This is a genomic window from Magnetospirillum fulvum MGU-K5 (genome assembly GCF_000442515.1).
Classification (GTDB): Bacteria; Pseudomonadota; Alphaproteobacteria; order Rhodospirillales; family Magnetospirillaceae; genus Phaeospirillum; species Phaeospirillum fulvum_B.
This window is the reverse complement of sequence record NZ_AQPH01000006.1, coordinates 1-18843: the sequence shown is the minus strand read 5'-3', so window position 1 is coordinate 18843 and position 18843 is coordinate 1. Positions and strand designations below refer to the sequence as shown.

Here is an 18843-nt window from a genome sequence, read left to right as displayed (position 1 = left end):
TCGCCTATCCACAGGGCTGGGAAGGCCGATTCTCCGGCCAAATCATGCATTTACAGCAATTTCTTACAGTACTTTACGAAAAAATTATGCACAACTTGCCACAACAGGCGAAGTGGGGGGCCATTACTATTTGATTCCATTGACGCCCATGACATCCCATGGTATCCCATCAGTACCCAGTCGGCCACACCAGGGGAGTCGTGTGCCGTAACGCTGCGGGCAAAAGGGCGACGTCAACGCCCATGGGTTTTCGGGCAATCTCAGGACAAGGCGGACGAGGGTGGCTCTGTTCCTCTCCACATTCGTCAATAAGGTCGACCGCAAGGGCCGGGTGTCGGTCCCGGCACCGTTCCGCTCTGCCCTGGCCTCGTTGTCCTTCCAGGGGATCGTGACCTACCGCTCGTTCACCCAGGCCTGCGCCGAAGGCTGCGGCATCGATTTCATGGAACGGTTGTCGGCCAGTGCCGAAAGCCTGGACCTGTTCAGCCCGGAACAGGAAGAACTGAGCGCGCTGATCTTTGCCGATGCGCGCCAACTCGGATGGGATGCCGAAGGACGCATCCTGTTGCCCGAAGACGTGATTGCCCATGCCGGACTGGACGAGACCGCCGCCTTCGTCGGTAAGGGCCGGACCTTCCAGATCTGGCGTCCCGAAACCTATCGAGAGATCGAGGCCGATATCCGCGCCCGTGCCCTGAAGACCCGCCCGACCCTGCCGTTGCGACCCCACCCCGTTTCCGGAGACCCATCGTGAGCGCCGCCGCCCCCCATCTTCCCGTCCTGCTGGCCGAGGTGATCGCCGCGATCGACCCGCGCGACGGCGGCCGCTATCTCGACGGGACCTTCGGGGCCGGAGGCTATTGCCGGGCGATCCTCGCCGCCGCGCCCGGCTGCCACCTGAGCGGAATCGACCGCGACCCCACCGCCGCCGCACGGGGACAGGCGCTGGAGGCCGAAAATCCCGGCCGCTTCACCTTTGTCCCCGGCCGGTTCGGCGAGATGGCCAGCCTGCTGGGCGAGGATGCCATCGGGACGCTGGACGGGATCGTGCTTGATATCGGTGTGTCGTCGATGCAGATCGACGAGGCCGAGCGCGGCTTCTCGTTCTCGAAAGACGGGCCGCTCGACATGCGGATGGAACGGTCGGGCCCCGACGCCGCCGACATCGTCAACACCACCCCCGAAGCCGATCTGGCCAACATCCTGTATCGCTATGGCGAAGAACGGCTGTCGCGCCGGATCGCCCGGGCCATCGTCGAAGCCCGCAAGGAGCAGCCGTTCCGCCGCACCGGAGAACTGGCGACGCTGGTGCGCAAGGTGGTGCCGCGCCATCCCGATGGGATCGACCCCGCCACCCGCACCTTCCAGGCGCTGCGGATCGCCGTCAATGACGAGTTGGGCGAACTGGAGCGCGGCCTCGCCGCCGCCGAGAGCCTGCTTGCCCCCGGCGGACGGCTGGTGGTGGTGACCTTCCATTCGCTGGAAGACCGGATCGTTAAGGATTTCCTGCGCGACCGTTCGGGCGCCGCCGCCCTGCCGTCGCGCCATCTTCCCCATGGCGGAGCCGGGCCTCGGCCCAGCTTCACCCTGATTCAACGCCGCGCCGTCCGCCCCGGCGAGGACGAGTTGGCCCGCAACCCCCGCGCCCGGTCGGCGCGACTGCGCGCTGCCGCCCGCACCGAAGCGCCGGCTTGGCCTCAGACGACCGGGAGGGCAGCATGAAACGCGGCATCCTCGGAACTGTTCTTTGGATCGGACTGGCCGCCTGCATCGGCGTCGGACTGTTCCTGGTCAAACATGAAGTGAAGGACCAGGAACGCCGCCTGACCGCGCTGAACGCCGAAATCCGCGCCAATCAGGAAAGCGTCCACGTCCTTCGGGCCGAATGGGCCTATCTCAACGATCCCACCCGGCTGCGGGCGCTGGCCGAGCGTCACCTCGGCATGCATCCGGTTCAGCCGACCCAGATGGCGTCGCTTGACGCGGTGCTGCGCGACGGATTGCCGGTTCAGCCGACCAAGCTGGCCGAAAACCGGCCCAAACCCGCCGTGTTGAAGTCGGACGCGGCGTTGATCCGCACCGCCGCCGCCCGCCCGGCCGAGAAGCCCGCGCCGCGTCCGGTTCCGGCCGCACCCTTGCCGCATCCTCGCGCCGAGCCGGTTCTGGCCCACGCCGAAACGGCGGTTACGGCCCCGCCGCCACCGCCGCTCCCCACCGTCGCCCCACCCCCGATCATGCAACCCGCCCGTGGCGGCGGGCATTCGATCGTGATCCGCTCGCCCGCGTTGGCTCAGGGTGATCCGGTCTTCGACGGGGATGGCCGATGAGATTATTCCCATCGCGCCGCCGCCCCGGTTTTCACGCCGGCGACGATCTCCAGGCGGGGATCGCTGTCCGGCTTGACGGCGTGCGGAGCGAAGCACTTGAAACAGGGCGGTCGCGCCTGATCGCGACCGCCTTCGCGTTCGTGGCGATCTTTGGCGTGATCGTGGTGCGGCTGGTCGATGTTTCGGTGCTCGACCAGCAGCCCGCGCGCCAAAGCGGACAGGCCAAGGCCCGGACCGATGGGCTCGAGATGGAACGGGCCGACATCACCGATCGCAACGGGGTTCTGCTGGCGTCGTCGCTGCCGACGGTGTCGCTGTTCGCCCGGCCCGACGATATCCGCGCCGCCCGCGTCGATGTCGAACAGGCCGCCGCCCGCCTGTGCGAGATTTTGCCGGAACTCGACGTCGCCGAAACCGCGGCGGCGCTGTCGTCTTCGCGCCAGTTCGTCTATCTGCGCCGCAACCTGACGCCACGCCAGCATCAGGACGTCAACGCGCTGGGCATTCCCGGCCTGCAATTCGAAAAAGGCGAAAGCCGGATCTATCCCCACGGCAGCCTGCTCGCCCACGTCGTCGGCATGACCGACATCGACAATAGCGGCATCGCCGGGATCGAAAAGCGGTTCGAGACCACGTTGCGCGAAAGCCGCGAGCCGCTGATGCTGTCGATCGACATCCGGGCCCAGACCATCGTTCGCGACGAACTGGCCCGCGCCGTAGCCGAGTTCCGGGCGATCGGCGCCACCGGAATGGTGATGGATGCCCGTTCGGGCGAATTGCTGGCGATGGTCAGCCTGCCCGATTTCGACCCCAACGACCCGCCGCCGGGGACCGATCCCGCCTTGTTCAACCGCGCCACCAAGGGCGCGTACGAAATGGGCTCGACCTTCAAGCTGTTCAACACGGCGGTCGCGCTCGACAGCGGCCGGATCAATGTCACCAGCAGCTTTGATGCCACCAAGCCGCTGGTGTTCGCCGGGCACGTCATCCACGACGACCACGCTCAGAACCGTTGGATGAGCGTCCCGGAAATCCTGATCCATTCCTCGAACATCGGCTCGGCGCGGATGGCGCTGGAGGTCGGCACCGAGGCCCAGCGCGCCTTTATGGCCCGGATCGGGATGTTGGCCCCCCGGCGATTGAACTGCCCGAGGTCGGCGCGCCGCTGGTCCCCAATCCCTGGCGCGAGATCAACACGATCACGATCTCGTTCGGCCATGGCCTGTCGGTGACGCCGCTGCAATTGCTGGCTGGCACCGCCGCGCTGGTCAATGGCGGCGAGTACCGCAATCCCACCCTGATCGCCCACGCGCCCGACGAGCAAATTCCCGGCGTCCGGGTGATCAAGCCCAAGACCTCGGCCCAGATCCGCGACCTGATGCGGATGGTGGTGACCGAAGGCACCGGCAAGAAAGCCAACGTCCCCGGTTACGATGTCGGCGGCAAGACCGGCACCGCCGAAAAGGTCGGCCATGGCGGATACCGTCGTAAGGCGGTGTTGTCCTCGTTCATCGCCGCCTTCCCGATGGACGATCCCCGCTATGTCGTCCTGGTGATGGTCGACGAGCCGCAATCGACGCGAGAGACCTATGGGTTCATCGCCGCCGGCTGGACCGCCGCCCCCTCGGCCGGTCGGATCATCGCCCAGATTGCGCCGTTGCTGGGGCTGATGCCCAAGCCGGTCGCTCCCCCCAACCGGTCGCCGATCGCACCCGCGACGGACGCCCTGCCACCGCCACCACCCAGACGGGAGGGCACGACGTTGCCGCGGTTGACTGATCTGCTTCCCAGCCATACCGGCCCCGATCCCATCATCACCGGGCTGACCGCCGATTCGCGTCAGGTCCGCCCCGGCTTTCTGTTTGCCGCCCTGCCCGGTAGCCGCAATGACGGGCGCACCTTCATCCCGGCCGCGCTGGCCGCGGGGGCGGTGGCGATCTTGGTGCCCGATGGCAGCATCGTTGACGGATTGCCAGACTCGGTCGCGCTGATCCACGCCCCGCATCCGCGCCGCCGTCTTGCCCTGCTGGCCGCCGCCTTTGCCGGTGCCCAGCCCGAGACGATGGTGGCGGTGACCGGCACCAACGGCAAGACCTCGACCGCCTGGTTCTTCCGCCAGATCATGGGGACGTTGGGCCATCGCGCCGCCGCGATCGGCACCTTGGGCGTGATCGCCGAGGGGTGGGACAATCAGGGCGGGCTGACCACCCCCGACCCGGTCGCGCTGCACGCGATCCTGGCCAAGCTGGCCGGGATGGGTGTCACCCATGCCAGTCTGGAGGCGTCGAGTCACGGGCTTGATCAGGAGCGTCTGGACGGAGTGGCGCTGAAAGCCGCCGCCTTCACCAATCTGACCCGCGACCATCTTGATTATCACCGCGACATGGAAGCCTATGCGGCGGCGAAGCGGCGATTGTTCAGCGAGTTACTCCATGGCGACAGTGTCGCTGTCATCGACATGGACAGCGACTGGTCGCCCTATTTCGCCGACGCCGCTACCCGGCATGGCCGCCGCCTGATCACCACCGGTGCTGCCGGCAACGACATCCGCCTGATCGAGGCCAAGCCGACCCCCAATGGCCAGGATTTGCACCTGACCCTGTTCGGCCGCGATGTTTCGGTCGCCCTGCCGCTGGCGGGACGGTTCCAGGCCCATAACGCGCTGTCGGCACTGGGGCTGGCGATCGGGATCGGCGAGGATGCCGACCGCGCCCTGGCCGCGCTGGAGCATCTGGAGGGCGTGCCGGGGCGGTTGCAGCGGGTGGCCGAACGCGCCAACGGCGCCGCGATTTTTGTCGATTACGCCCACACCCCCGACGCGCTGGAAACCGTGTTGCGGGCGTTGAAGCCCCATGCCTCGGGCCGGCTGGTGGCGCTGTTCGGCTGCGGCGGCAACCGCGATCCGGGCAAGCGCGGATTGATGGGCTCGATTGCCGGGCGGTTGGCCGACGCCGCGATCATCACCGACGATAATCCCCGCGACGAATCCCCCGCCGCGATCCGCGCCGCGATCCTGGGCGGCTGCCTGGGTGGGGTCGAGATCGGCGACCGCCACGCCGCGATCCGCACCGCGATTGCCGGTCTGGGGTCGGGCGACGTGCTGGTGATCGCGGGCAAGGGACACGAAACCGGCCAGATCGTCGGCGAATCCGTGCTGCCGTTCGACGATTGCGCCGAAGCCCGCGCCGCCGTCGCCGCCGCTGACGGTCATATGGGGGCCGACCTGCCGCTATGGACCAGCGCCGAAGCCGCCGAGGCGACCTCGGGCACCGCGACCGGCCCCGGCTGGCTTGCCTTCGGCGTCTCGATCGACAGCCGCTCTATCCGTCACGGCGACCTGTTCGTCGCCCTGGCCGGTCCGGTTCATGACGGCCACGATCATGTTGCCGCCGCCCTGGAAGCCGGAGCCGCCGCCGCGATCGTCTCGCGTCGCCCCGAGGGGATCGCCGAAAACGCGCCATTGCTGCTGGTCGCCGATACCACCGCCGCCCTGACCGCGCTGGGCCGGGCCGCCCGCGCCCGCTCCAATGCCCGGATCGCCGCGATCACCGGCAGCGTCGGCAAGACCGGGACCAAGGAAATGCTGGGGCTGGCCCTGGCCGAATTGGGGCCGACCCACACCACGGCGGGCAACCTCAACAATCATTACGGCGTGCCGCTGTCGCTGGCCCGGATGCCGCGCGACGCCGCCTTTGCCGTGTTCGAACTGGGGATGAACCATCCGGGCGAACTGACGCCGCTGTCGGCACTGGTCCGCCCCCATGTCGCGATCATCACCGCCGTCGAGGCGGTCCATCTCGAATTTTTCGGCTCGACCGAAGAGATCGCCGACGCCAAGGCCGAAATCCTGAGCGGGCTTGAACCCGGCGGGATTGCGGTGCTGCCCCGCGACAACCGCCATTACCACCGTCTGGCCGGGGCCGCCGCGATCCTGGGCCACAAAACCCGGTCGTTTGGCAACCATATCGACTCGACCGCCCGGCTGCTCGATTGCGGCATCGATCCCGGCTCGACCGCCGTGTTCGCCCTGATCGACGAGCGGGCGCTGGCCTATCGGGTCGGCGTGCCCGGTCAGCATTGGGCGCTGAACTCGCTGGCGGTGCTGCTCGCCGCCGAGGCGTTGGGGGCCGATCCGATCCGGGCGGCGCGCTCGCTCGGCGCGATGACCGCGCCCAAGGGACGCGGCCAGCGCAAGCGGCTGCCGTTCGGCGGCGGCAACATCGAAGTGATCGACGAAAGCTATAACGCCTCGCCGGTGTCGATGGCGGCGGCGATCGCGACCCTGGCCTCGTCCCGCCCGGCCAAGGGCGCGCGGCGGATCGCGGTGTTGGGCGACATGCTGGAATTGGGAGAAGACTCACCAGCTTTGCATGTCGGCCTTGCGGAAGCGATCGAGACCTGGGGCATCGATCTGGTGTACACCGCCGGGCCACTGATGAGTCATCTGCATCGGGCGCTCGACGTTGCGCGTCGCGGCGGCCATGCCGATTCGGCCGAAGCAGTGATCCCGCTGGTGCTGGAGGGCTTGCGCCCCGGTGATGTGGTGATGGTCAAAGGTTCGGCGGGTAGCCGCATGAACCGTGTCGTTCAAGCTCTGACGGAAAGGGTGCCAGGGCAAGATGCTATATAATTTTCTATATCCCCTGGCCGATCAGATTGCGGTTTTCAATCTGTTCAAATACATCACCTTCCGCACGGTCGGGGCGACCCTGACTGCGCTGATCGTTTCGTTCATGCTCGCCCCGCGTCTGATCGTCTGGCTGCGCACCTGGCAGAAGCAGGGCCAGCCGATCCGCACCGATGGGCCCGAAAGCCACCTGTTGACCAAGAAGGGCACGCCGACGATGGGCGGCCTGCTGATTCTGATGGCGCTGTCGGTTTCGACTCTGTTGTGGGCCGATCTGCGCTCGCCCTATGTCTGGATCGTGATGCTGGTGACGCTGGGCTATGGCCTGATCGGCTTTCTCGACGATTACCTCAAGGTGTCGAAGAAGAACCCGAAGGGCCTGCCCGGCCGTCTGAAGCTGGTCGGCGAGATCGTGATCGCCCTGATCGCCGCCTATTGGGTGTTCTCGCTGCAACGCGAGCCGCTGGCGGGCGCGTTGGCGGTGCCGTTCTTCAAGACGATGCTGGTCCAATTGTCGTGGTTCTATCTCCCCTTCGCCGTGTTCGTGGTGGTGGGAGCGGGCAACGCCGTCAACCTGACCGACGGTCTGGACGGGCTGGCGATCGTCCCGGTGATGATCGCGTCGGGTGTTTTCGCGGTGATCGCCTATCTGGTCGGCCATGCCGTGTTTGCCAATTATCTCCAGATCCATTACGTCCCCGGCTCGGGCGAACTGGCGGTGTTCTGCGGTGCGCTGGTCGGCGCCGGGCTGGGCTTCCTGTGGTTCAACGCCCCGCCCGCGATGGTGTTCATGGGCGATACCGGCTCGTTGGCGCTGGGCGGCGCGCTGGGCGCGGTGGCGCTGGTGACCAAGCACGAACTGGTGCTGGGGATCGTCGGGGGTCTGTTCGTGCTGGAGACGGTCTCGGTGATCGTCCAGGTCACCTCGTACAAGCTGACCGGCAAGCGGGTATTCCGGATGGCACCGCTCCACCATCATTTCGAGAAAAAAGGCTGGGCCGAGCCGACGGTGGTGATCCGCTTCTGGATCATCGCCACCATCCTGGCGCTGGCCGGGCTGTCGACGTTGAAGTTGCGATGAGGCGAGGATGATCGGGGTCACCTTCCTGAAGGGAAAGACCGTCGCGGTGATGGGGCTGGGGAAATCCGGCACCGCCACCGCGCGCGCGCTTTTGGCTGGTGGGGCAACCCTGCTGGCCTGGGACGATGACGAGTCCGCCCGCCGCACCGCCGCCGCCACCGGGATTCCGGTGGCGAACCCGCTTCAGGACGGACGCGTCACCGCCGATCTGGTGGTGTGGAGCCCTGGCATCCCCCACACTCACCCCAAACCGCATCCGCTGGCCGAGGCCGCCCGCGCCGCCGGGATTCCTGTCGTGTGCGATGTCGCCCTGCTCGCCCGCGCCCGCCCCGACGCCCGCTTTGTCGCCATCAGCGGCACCAACGGCAAATCGACCACCACCACCCTGCTGGCCCATCTGCTGGCCGAAGCAGGCAGGCCGACCGCCGCCGGGGGTAATCTCGGCACCGCCGCGCTCGATCTGGCCGACCTGCCCGAGGGCGGCAGCATCGTTCTGGAACTGTCGTCCTATCAGTTGGAACTGTCCGATGGGCTGGCGCTGAAAGCGGCGGCGCTGCTCAACATCACCCCGGACCATCTCGGCCGTCATGGTGGGATGGCGGGCTATATCGCCGCCAAACGCAAATTGTTCGATTATCTGGTGCCGGGCGGAACGGCGGTCGTCGCCGTCGATGACGAGCCCTGCCGGGCGATTGCCGATGAATTGAGCGGACAAGGCTTGCGGGTCGTGCGGATTTCGGTTCTGGCCGCGCTGGCCCAGGGCGTGTCGGCCCCCGACGGGGTGCTGCTCGACAATGGGGTGCCGGTCGCCGACCTTCGGCGCTTCCCCCGCCTGCCCGGCCGCCATAATTGGCAGAATGTCTGCGCCGCCTATGCCGTCGCCCGCGCCGAGGGCGTGCCGCCCGAGACGATCATTGCCGCGCTGGCCAGCTATCCCGGTTTGGCCCATCGCCAGGAACTGGTCGCCGAGCGTGACGGTGTCACCTGGATCAACGATTCCAAGGCGACCAACGCCGACGCCACCGAAAAGGCCCTGGTCTGCCACGACACGATCCATTGGATCGTCGGCGGACGGCCCAAGGAAGGCGGCATCGACGCGCTGGCCCCCTATTTCCCCCGCATCGCCCACGCTTATCTGATCGGCGAATCGACCGAGGCGTTCGTCCGCACCCTGGCGGGCAAGGTGCCCTATACCTGCTGCGGCGAATTGGGAGTCGCGGTCGATCTGGCCCAGCGGACCGCCCAGCCCGGTTCGGTGGTGCTGCTGTCGCCCGCCTGCGCCTCGTGGGACCAGTTCAAATCGTTCGAGCATCGCGGCGACGTGTTCCGCGAGATGGTCCAGTCCCTGTGCGAAGACGCCGAACGCCCGGCGCCTGAGGGGGACATCCAATGAGCGTCACCTTCGGCCGCACCGATACCTCTGTTCTGGGCCGCTGGTGGTGGACGGTCGATCGCTGGACCATCGCCGCGCTGTTGCTGCTGATCGCGGTCGGCGCGCTGTTGACGATGGCGGCCAGCCCGGCGGTGGCCGAACGGATTGGCGCGCAAAGCTTTCACTTTGTCCGCCGCCAGTTCGTCTTCCTCACCCCGGCGGTGGTTCTGATGCTGGGGATTTCGCTGCTGACGCCAAAACAGGTGCGGCGGACGGCGGTGGTCGGGCTGCTGGTTTCGCTGGTGCTGCTGGCGCTGGTGCCGGTGCTAGGGGCCGAGGTCAAGGGCGCACGACGCTGGTTGTCGCTGGGCGGCCTGTCGGTGCAGCCGTCGGAATTCGCCAAACCGTTCTTTGCCGTCGTCGCCGCCTGGATGTTCGCCTCGGCCCGGCTGGAGCCGGGTTTCCCCGGCCGGATCATCGCCACCGGGTTGTTCGGCCTGACCGCGCTGTTGTTGCTGATCCAGCCCGATGTCGGCCAGACCGTGATCCTGGCGGCGATCTGGGCAGTCCAGTTCTTCCTGGCCGGTCTGCCGATCCTGTGGGTGGTGGCGCTGGGACTGGCGGCCCCGGTCGGCGCGGTGGTGGCCTATCACTTCTTCCCCCACGTCCAGTCGCGGGTTGATCGCTTCCTCGACCCGTCGGCGGGCGACGCCTATCAGGTGACAACGGCGCTCAGCGCCTTCCGCAATGGCGGCCTGTTCGGGCGCGGTCCCGGCGAGGGCAAGGTCAAGCTGGTGCTGCCCGACGCCCATACCGACTTCATCCTGGCGGTCGGCGGCGAGGAATTCGGCCTGCTGCTGTGCCTGCTGGTGGTGCTGCTGTTCGCCTTCATCGTGCTGCGCGGCCTCGCCCGCCTCGTCAAGGAAGACAATCTGTTCGTCGTGCTGGCGACCGCCGGGCTGCTGGTCCAGTTCGGGATGCAGGCGATCGTCAACATGGCCTCGACGCTGCGTCTGATGCCCGCCAAGGGGATGACGCTGCCGTTCATCTCCTATGGCGGCTCGTCGATGCTGGCGCTGGCGTTGGGAATGGGAATGGTGCTGGCTCTGACCCGCACCCGTTATGGCCGCGAAGGATTGGACGCATGAGCGCGACCCAAAAGCTGATCGTCCTTGCCGCCGGGGGAACCGGGGGGCACGTCTTTCCCGCCGAAGCACTGGCCGGGGTTCTGCTGGCGCGCGGCCACCGTCTCGCCCTGGTCACCGACCGTCGCGGCGAAGCCTATGGCGGCACGCTGGGCCAGTTGGAGACCCACCGCATCAGCGCGGGCGGGCTGGCCGGACGCGGGCCGTTGGCCCGGCTGCGCGCCGCCGCCGAGTTGGGGGTGGGGATTCTCCAGGCCCGCTCGCTGCTGAAGCGGCTGGAGCCTGCGGTGGTGGTCGGATTCGGCGGCTATGCCTCGGTGCCGGGGATGGTGGCGGCGACGATGGCCGGTCTGCCCACCGTGCTGCACGAGCAGAATGCGGTGCTGGGCCGCGCCAACCGGCTGCTGGCCAACCGGGTCGGCCGCATCGCCACCTCGTATCCCGAGGTCTCGCATGTCGACCCGCGCCTGACCGCGAAGCTGATCCATACCGGAATGCCGGTGCGGGCGGCGATTGCCGCGTTGCGCGACACCCCCTATCCGCCGCTGGACGAAAGCGGGCCGGTCCGGCTGCTGATCCTGGGCGGCAGCCAGGGAGCGCGGGTGCTGTCCGAGGTGGTTCCGGCCGCACTGGCGCTGTTGCCCGAGGGGCTGAAACAGCGCCTTGACGTCGCCCAGCAATGCCGCCCCGAGGATCTGGAGGCGGTCGAGGCCGCCTATCGCGCCAACGGGGTCAAGGCGACCTTGCAGACCTTCTTCGCCGACGCGCCCGAACGGATCGCCGCCGCCCATCTGGTGATCGCCCGGTCCGGCGCCTCGACCGTGGCCGAACTGACCGCGCTGGGTCGCCCGGCGATCCTGGTCCCCTACCCCTACGCCATCGACGACCACCAGACCGCCAACGCCCATGCCGTCGAAGAGCATGGCGGGGCGTGGCTGATGCCGCAGGATGGTTTTACCGCCGACTCGCTGGCGGCCCGGCTGATCGGGCTGTTCCAGTCCCCCGAAACCCTGGCCCGTACCGCCGATTGCGCTGCCCGCGCCGGTCGTGCCGATGCCGCTCAAAGTCTGGCCGACCTCGTCGTCGCTCAGATTCCGACCGATACGAGGAACTAGTTTCATGCGGACCATGCCGCTGTCCATCGGCACCATTCACTTCGTCGGCATCGGCGGCATCGGCATGTCCGGTATCGCCGAGATTCTGCACAATCTCGGCTATGCCGTGCAGGGAACCGACATCGCCGACAATTACAATGTCGAGCGGCTGCGCAAGATGGGCATTCCGGTCCGGATCGGTCACAGCGCCGAGGCGTTGGGCGATGCCCGCGTTGTCGTGATCTCGTCGGCGGTCAAGCCCGACAATCCCGAAGTCGCCGCCGCCCGCTCGCGGCTGGTGCCGGTGGTCCGCCGCGCCGAAATGCTGGCCGAGCTGATGCGGCTGAAAAACGCGATCGCGATCGGCGGTACTCACGGCAAGACCACCACCACCTCGCTGATCGCGGCGCTGCTGGAAGCGGCCCGGCTTGATCCCACCGTCATCAATGGCGGCATCATCAACGCCTATGGCACCAACGCCCGGCTGGGTGCCAGCGACTGGATGGTGGTCGAGGCCGACGAATCCGACGGCAGCTTCCTCAAGCTGCCCTCGACCGCCGTGGTCGTCACCAATATCGACCCCGAGCATATGGACCATTACGGCACCTTCGACCGGCTGCGCGATGCCTTCCGCAGCTTCGTCGAAAGCATTCCGTTCTATGGCTTTGCCGCGTTGTGCATCGACCATCCCGAGGTGCAGACCCTGATCGCCCGCGTTCCCGACCGCAAGATCGTCACCTATGGCTTCTCGCCCCAGGCGATGGTCCGCGCCGTCAACGTCACCTTCGGGGGCGACGGTGCCCGCTATGACGTCGCGATCACCGACCGCGTTACCGGCCAGTCGCGCACCATCGCCGGGCTGACCCTGCCGATGTTCGGCGAGCACAATGTCCAGAACTCGCTGGCGGCGATCGCGGTAGCGGTCGAGCTTGGCTTGCCCAACGACATCGTGCGCCGGGCGCTGGGCGGCTTCTCGGGCGTCAAGCGCCGCTTTACCCGGGTCGGCGAAACCAACGGCATCACCGTCATCGACGATTACGGCCACCACCCGGTCGAGATCGCGGCGGTGTTGAAGGCGGCCCGCAGCGCCAGCGCCGGACAGGTGATCGCCGTAGTCCAGCCCCACCGCTATTCGCGGCTGGAAAATCTGATGGCCGAGTTCTGCACCTGCTTCAACAACGCCGATACCGTGATCGTCGCCGACGTCTATGCCGCGGGCGAGGCTCCGATCCCCGGCATCGACCGCGACGCCCTGGTCCGGGCGCTGCGCGAGCACGGCCACCGCAACGTGCTGGCCCTGCCCGAGCCGAAGGCGCTGGCCGGGATCGTCCACGAGGTGGCGCGGCCGGGCGACATGGTGGTGTGCCTGGGAGCCGGATCGATCACCAATTGGGCGCACGCTCTGCCCGCCGATTTGGCGGCGCTGACCGTGGCCCCGGCGGAATTGGAGGACGGCGAATGATGGCTGCCCGCTCACCCGCCGCCGATTGGCGCGATGCGCTGCCGCCCTTGCGCGGGCGGGTGACCCCCGACGCGCCGCTGGCCCCCTATACCTGGTTCCGCGTCGGCGGTCCGGCCGAGTTGCTGTTCCGCCCCGCCGATGCCGAGGATCTGGCCACCTTCCTGGCGGCGTTGCCGTCCGAGGTGCCGGTGACGATGATCGGGGCCGGGTCGAACCTGCTGGTCCGCGACGGCGGCATTCCCGGCGCGGTGATCCGGCTGGGCCCCGCCTTTGCCGCGATCACCCAAACCGAAAACGGATTCGAGGTCGGTGCCGGGGCGCTGGACCTCACTGTGTCGCGTCATGCCGAAGCCGCCGGACTGGCCGGTCTGGAATTCCTGTCGGGGATTCCCGGTACGATCGGCGGCGCGGTGCGGATGAATGCGGGCGCGTTCGGGCGCGAGATCAAGGACGTGATCGGCTCTGCCCTGGTGCTCGACCGTGCCGGTCAGACCCGCAGGCTGGACGCGGCGGAGATGGGACTGGGCTATCGCCGCTCGTCGCTGCCCGAGGATGCGATCGTGCTGTCGGCCACCTTGGCCGCCAGTCCCGACCAGCCCGAGGCGATCGCGCTCCGGATGGAACAGATTCGTACCGCCCGCGAGGAGGCCCAGCCGCAGCGGTCGCGCACCGGCGGTTCGACCTTCGCCAACCCGCCGGGCGAAAGCGCCTGGAAGCTGATCGACGCCGCCGGATGCCGGGGCCTGACCCGAGGCGGCGCGCGGGTGTCGGAGAAACATTGCAACTTCCTGATCAATCTGGGCGAAGCCACCGCCGCCGAAATCGAGGATTTGGGCGAAGAGGTTCGCCGCCGCGTCTTCGAGACCAGCGGGATCGATCTGCATTGGGAAATTCGTCGGATTGGAGTGAGGGCATGAGCGCGGTTCGGGTTTCCGTCCTGATGGGGGGCGCGTCGTCCGAGCGCGACGTCTCGCTGCGGTCGGGTCAGGCGGTCGGCGCGGCGCTGGAACAGGCGGGATATGTCGTCACCCTGGTCGAATGCGGCCACGATCCCGCCACTTTGATCAGCGATCTTCGCGCCTCTCGCCCCGATGTGGTGTTCAACGCGTTGCATGGCCGTTTTGGCGAGGATGGCTGCGTCCAGGGCATTTTGAATCTGTTGGGACTGCCTTATACCCATTCCGGACTGCTGGCCTCGGCGGCGGCGATGGACAAAGCCTATGCGCGGCGGCTGTTCGCCGTCGCCGGTCTGCCGGTGGCCGAAGGACAGGTGGTGCGCCGGGGCGAGGCGCCCCCCCTGCCCCGCCCCTATGTCGTCAAGCCGCTCAATGAAGGCTCGTCGGTCGGCGTTCATATCGTCCGCGACGGCGGCAATGCCGACCCGCTGGCGGACTGGCCGTTCGAGGGGACCGAAGTGTTGGTCGAAGCCTTTATTCCCGGCCGCGAACTGACCGTGGCGGTGATGGGCGACCGGGCGCTGGGTGTGCTTGAGATCACATCCGAGCATGGTTTTTATGACTACGATGCAAAGTATGCTCCCGGCGGTTCGCGCCACATCATGCCGGCGCCGCTGCCGCCCGAAGATACCGCCGAAGCCGGACGGCTGGCCCTGGCGGCGCATCGGGCCTTGGGGTGCCGTGGGGTGTCGCGGGCCGACCTGCGCTACGACGATACCCGACCGGGCGAGGCACCGCGGCTGGTGCTGCTCGAAGTCAACACGCAGCCAGGAATGACCGCAACCTCGCTGGTGCCCGATATCGCGGCCCACGCCGGGATCTCCTTTCCCGAACTGGTTCGCTGGATGGTGGAGAACGCCCAATGCGACGCATGAGCGCCGCCGACATCGTGATCACCCCCGACGACCGCCCCGGCGTGCGGTCGAGCGAGCCGCCGCGCCCGCCCAAGACGCCGCGTCAGCCGAAACAGCCGAAACAGACGCGCGCCGCCGCTCCGCGTGGCCGCCGCCGCGCCCAGCGCTTCCGGTTCGATCTGACCCCGGTGCAGAAATTCGCCGCGATCGGCGTCGCCGCCACCGCTTTGTTCGTCGCCAGCGCCTCGGTGTGGCAGTCCGGCGTCCTACAGCGGACGTGGCGCGACACCGGCGAATCCGTGCTGCATCTGACCGCCCTGGCCGGGTTCCGCACCACCGAGATTACCGTCGCCGGACGCCGCCGCATTCCGACCGACCAGATCGTCACCGCGCTGGGGGCCCGCCATGGCGACCCGATCCTGGGCCTGGACATCGCCGCCGCCCGCGACCGGCTGGAAGCGCTGCCCGGCATCCGCGCTGCGGTGATCGAACGCCGCCTGCCCGGCAGCCTGCATCTGGTGATCGTCGAGCGCGAGCCGGTGGCGCTGTGGCAGTACGAAGGCACCTACACCCTGGTCGATCGCGACGGCAAGGTGATCCCCGGCAGCATCGAGGGCTTCGAGGATTTGCCGCTCGTCGTCGGCGAAGGGGCCGGGGCGCGGGCCGACGAATTGCTGACGATGCTGTCGTCCGAACCCGACCTCGCGGTCCGGGTCAAGGCGGCGACCCGGGTCGGCAACCGCCGTTGGAACCTGACCCTGGACGATATCCGCACCGGGGTCGAGGTGCGGCTGCCCGAAATCGAGCCGGAAGCGGCGTGGAGCCGACTGGCCGAACTGGAGCGTTCGAAAGGACTGGCCAGCCGCCCGCTGGCGATGATCGACATGCGCGTCCCCGACCGGCTGGTGTTGCGGCCCGGACGCGACCTGCCGCAAAGCGCGGAGCGCCCGCCGCAGGCTTCGCCGCCGCCGCCGCCCGCGCTTGGATTGGGAAAGGAGGACTGACGTGGCTGTACGGAACGGACTGATCGCAGCTTTGGATGTCGGCACGGCCAAGGTGTGCTGCTTCATCGCGCGCGTCCAGGACGACGGCACGCCGCGCATTGTCGGAATCGGCCATCAACTGGCGCGCGGAATGCGCAACGGTGCGGTGGTCGATATGGAGGAACTGGAAACCTCGATCCGCGCCTCGGTCGATGCCGCCGAGGACATGGCGGGCGAGCGGGTGCGCGCCGTCGTCGTCAACGTCTCGGGCGGGCTGCCCGGCTCGGCCAACGTCAAGGTCGAAGTGGCGATGAACGGCCATCCGGTCAACGAGGCCGACATCCGCCGGATGCTCGATCACGGCCGCGCCCATCACGAAAGCCCCGACCGCGAACTGATCCACGCCATTCCAGTCGATTACACCATCGACGGCAATGAGGGGATCAAGGACCCGCGCGGGATGTTCGGCGACCGCCTGGGCGTCGCGATCCACGTGATCTCGGCCGCGATCGGCCCGGTCCGCAATCTGACCACCGTCGTCAATCGCTGCCACCTCGATATCGAGGCGCGCGTCGTCAGCCCCTATGCCGCCGGTCTGGCCTGCCTTGTCGATGACGAAAAGGATCTGGGCGTCACCTGCATCGACATGGGCGGCGGCACCACCTCGATCGCGGTGTTCCTGGCCGGACAATTGATCCATACCGACGTGATTCCGATCGGCGGTGCCCACGTCACCAGCGATATCGCCCGTGGCCTGTCGACCCCGGTGGCTCAGGCCGAGCGGATGAAGACGCTGTACGGCTCGGCGATCCCGACGCCGTCGGACGACCGTGAAATCCTGAAGGTGCCGCTGGTCGGCGAGGACGAGGACGGGGCCAGCAATCAGGTGCCCCGCTCGATGCTGATCCAGATCATCCAGCCCCGGCTGGAAGAGACGTTTGAACTGGTTCGCACCCGGCTCGAACAGGGCGGGTTCGACAAGATGGCTGGACGCCGGGTGGTTCTGACCGGCGGAGCCAGCCAGATGCAGGGCGCCCGCGACCTGGCCGGTCTGGTGCTCGACAAGCAGGTGCGTCTCGGGCGGCCCGTCGGGTTGCAGGGACTGCCCGAAGCGACCGGAGGCCCTGCATTTTCGGGCTGCGCCGGTCTGATCCGCTATGCGCTGGTCCATACCCCCACCCCCAGCCGGGGACGACGGGCGGCGATCAGCGTCGGCGGCGATGGCGGCTCGGCCTGGGGCAGGCTGGGAGGCTGGTTGAAACGTAATTTTTGACCCGGACGAAATCTCATCATACGGCCGAGGGTGAAGCGGCCGAAAACAGCGCGGAGGACCAAACATGTTGACCTTTCTTCCCGGAGCCAATGAAGAACTGAAGCCTCGCATCACCGTCATCGGCGTCGGCGGCGCCGGCGGCAACGCCGTCAACAACATGATCCAGTCGCGGTTGGAAGGCGTCGAGTTCATCGTCGCCAACACCGACGCCCAGTCACTGGGCCAGAGCCGCACCGAGCGGCGGATTCAACTCGGCACTCAGGTCACCCAGGGCCTGGGCGCGGGGTCGCGCCCCGACGTCGGCCGCGCCGCCGCCGAGGAAAGCATCGAAGACATCCTCACCCAGATCAACGGCACCAACATGGTGTTCATCACCGCCGGGATGGGTGGTGGCACCGGCACCGGCGCCGCGCCGGTGATCGCGCGCGCCGCTCGCGAACAGGGCATCCTGACCGTCGGCGTGGTGACCAAGCCCTTCCATTTCGAAGGCGCGCACCGGATGCGCACTGCCGAACAGGGCATTGAGGAGATGCAGCAATATGTCGATACGCTGATCATCATCCCCAACCAGAACCTGTTCCGAGTCGCCACCGAACGGACCACCTTCGCCGACGCCTTCAAGATGGCCGACGACGTGCTGTATTCCGGCGTGCGCGGCGTCACCGATCTGATGATCATGCCCGGCCTGATCAACCTCGATTTCGCCGACATCCGTACCGTGATGAGCGAAATGGGCAAGGCGATGATGGGCACCGGCGAGGCCGAGGGCGACAAGCGCGCGATCGACGCCGCCGAAGCCGCGATTTCGAACCCGCTGCTGGACGACACGTCGATGAAGGGCGCGAAGGGCGTCCTCATCAACATCACCGGCGGCATGGACATGACCCTGTTCGAGGTCGATGAGGCTGCCAACCGCATCCGCGACGAAGTCGATCCCGAAGCCAACATCATCTTCGGCTCGACCTTCGACGAAAAGCTGAACGGCCAGATCCGCGTCTCGGTCGTCGCCACCGGCATCGCCAGCGAAGCCGCCGCCCAGCCTAAGCCGACGGTGATCTCGCTGGTCGGCACCCCGCAGCAGCCCGCCGCCCGTCCCGCTCAGCCCGCCGCCGCCGCCCAGGCCGCGCCGCAGCCGAGCTTTCGCCCGCAGAAGCTGACCGTTCCCCCGGCCGCTCAGGCTCCGGCCGCCGCTGCGCAAACCGCAGCCCGGGCCGCGATCCGCGATCCCGAAATCGACCTGCGTCATGCCGAGCCGGTGATGCGGGCCGAACCGGACCTGCGCCCCGAACCCAGCCTCAACCGGCCGATGCCGGGCCGCTATGCCGACGAGATCGAGCCGGACATGGGCAGCCTGCACCGGGCGGTGTCGGAAATCGCCGAATCCCCGGTCAGCCAGCCGCAGCATTCTGCCCCGCAAGCCGAACCGCACCGCGCTGGCAGCCTGCTCAATCGTCTGGTCAATCGCGGCCGCCATGCCATCTCCCCGGCTCCGGCGGCACCGGCTCCCCGCGCCCCCGAGGCCCCCGCGCCCCGGATGGAAGCCCGTCGTGAACCGACCGCGCCGCGCTCGGGCGAGGATCTCGACATTCCGGCCTTCCGTGCGCCGTCAGGCGAATTGAGAGCGTTGACGATCATTTAGGGGGCTTTGCCCCCACCGCGCTGACTTGAC

Annotated in this window: 15 protein-coding genes; all 15 read left to right on the top strand. The window is 67.8% G+C overall.

Features of this window, described 5'->3' with window-relative positions:
* The first annotated feature begins 280 nt into the window (after positions 1 to 280).
* The 15 genes from K678_RS02765 (at position 281) to ftsZ (ending at position 18813) form a co-directional block, all read left to right on the top strand.
* Entirely contained in the window at positions 281 to 754 is a 474-nt protein-coding gene (locus tag K678_RS02765; protein WP_021130936.1) for a division/cell wall cluster transcriptional repressor MraZ, read from the top strand.
* Positions 751 to 1722 carry a 16S rRNA (cytosine(1402)-N(4))-methyltransferase RsmH gene (rsmH, locus tag K678_RS02760; RefSeq protein WP_021130935.1) on the top strand — a complete coding sequence of 324 codons (972 nt, stop codon included), beginning with the start codon at positions 751 to 753 and terminating at the stop codon, positions 1720 to 1722. The genes K678_RS02765 and rsmH overlap by 4 nt, the downstream gene beginning before the upstream one ends.
* The gene (ftsL, locus tag K678_RS02755; RefSeq protein WP_021130934.1) at positions 1719 to 2327 is read left to right on the top strand and encodes a cell division protein FtsL; all 609 of its coding nucleotides are present in this window, start codon (positions 1719 to 1721) and stop codon (positions 2325 to 2327) included. The genes rsmH and ftsL overlap by 4 nt, the downstream gene beginning before the upstream one ends.
* On the top strand, positions 2324 to 3559 hold the full coding sequence (locus K678_RS18935; RefSeq protein WP_021130933.1) for a peptidoglycan D,D-transpeptidase FtsI family protein: 1236 nt from the start codon (positions 2324 to 2326) through the stop codon (positions 3557 to 3559). Before ftsL ends, K678_RS18935 begins: the two co-directional genes overlap by 4 nt.
* On the top strand, positions 3466 to 6957 hold the full coding sequence (locus K678_RS19365) for a UDP-N-acetylmuramoyl-L-alanyl-D-glutamate--2,6-diaminopimelate ligase (protein ID WP_269210497.1): 3492 nt from the start codon (positions 3466 to 3468) through the stop codon (positions 6955 to 6957). The genes K678_RS18935 and K678_RS19365 overlap by 94 nt, the downstream gene beginning before the upstream one ends.
* The gene (mraY, locus tag K678_RS02735) at positions 6947 to 8035 is read left to right on the top strand and encodes a phospho-N-acetylmuramoyl-pentapeptide-transferase (RefSeq protein WP_021130931.1); all 1089 of its coding nucleotides are present in this window, start codon (positions 6947 to 6949) and stop codon (positions 8033 to 8035) included. The genes K678_RS19365 and mraY overlap by 11 nt, the downstream gene beginning before the upstream one ends.
* Positions 8036 to 8042: 7 nt before the next feature.
* Positions 8043 to 9428: a UDP-N-acetylmuramoyl-L-alanine--D-glutamate ligase gene (gene murD / locus K678_RS02730; RefSeq protein ID WP_021130930.1), complete on the top strand. Its 1386-nt coding sequence runs from the start codon at positions 8043 to 8045 to the stop codon at positions 9426 to 9428.
* Entirely contained in the window at positions 9425 to 10555 is a 1131-nt protein-coding gene (gene ftsW, locus K678_RS02725; protein ID WP_021130929.1) for a putative lipid II flippase FtsW, read from the top strand. The genes murD and ftsW overlap by 4 nt, the downstream gene beginning before the upstream one ends.
* Positions 10552 to 11667, top strand: coding sequence for an undecaprenyldiphospho-muramoylpentapeptide beta-N-acetylglucosaminyltransferase (murG, locus tag K678_RS02720; protein WP_021130928.1), 1116 nt, complete (start codon positions 10552 to 10554; stop codon positions 11665 to 11667). The genes ftsW and murG overlap by 4 nt, the downstream gene beginning before the upstream one ends.
* 4 nt (positions 11668 to 11671) lie before the next feature.
* Complete coding sequence (murC, locus tag K678_RS02715; RefSeq protein ID WP_021130927.1) at positions 11672 to 13108, top strand: UDP-N-acetylmuramate--L-alanine ligase; 1437 nt, start codon at positions 11672 to 11674, stop codon at positions 13106 to 13108.
* Entirely contained in the window at positions 13105 to 14025 is a 921-nt protein-coding gene (gene murB / locus K678_RS02710; protein WP_039851905.1) for a UDP-N-acetylmuramate dehydrogenase, read from the top strand. The genes murC and murB overlap by 4 nt, the downstream gene beginning before the upstream one ends.
* Entirely contained in the window at positions 14022 to 14939 is a 918-nt protein-coding gene (locus tag K678_RS02705) for a D-alanine--D-alanine ligase (RefSeq protein ID WP_021130925.1), read from the top strand. Before murB ends, K678_RS02705 begins: the two co-directional genes overlap by 4 nt.
* Positions 14927 to 15922 carry a cell division protein FtsQ/DivIB gene (locus tag K678_RS02700; RefSeq protein ID WP_039851903.1) on the top strand — a complete coding sequence of 332 codons (996 nt, stop codon included), beginning with the start codon at positions 14927 to 14929 and terminating at the stop codon, positions 15920 to 15922. The genes K678_RS02705 and K678_RS02700 overlap by 13 nt, the downstream gene beginning before the upstream one ends.
* Position 15923: 1 nt before the next feature.
* A complete protein-coding gene (gene ftsA, locus K678_RS02695) occupies positions 15924 to 17174 on the top strand; it encodes a cell division protein FtsA (RefSeq protein ID WP_021130923.1) in 1251 nt (416 codons plus the stop codon).
* A 64-nt stretch (positions 17175 to 17238) separates the two neighbouring features.
* Positions 17239 to 18813: a cell division protein FtsZ gene (gene ftsZ, locus K678_RS02690; RefSeq protein WP_021130922.1), complete on the top strand. Its 1575-nt coding sequence runs from the start codon at positions 17239 to 17241 to the stop codon at positions 18811 to 18813.
* Positions 18814 to 18843 lie beyond the last annotated feature (30 nt).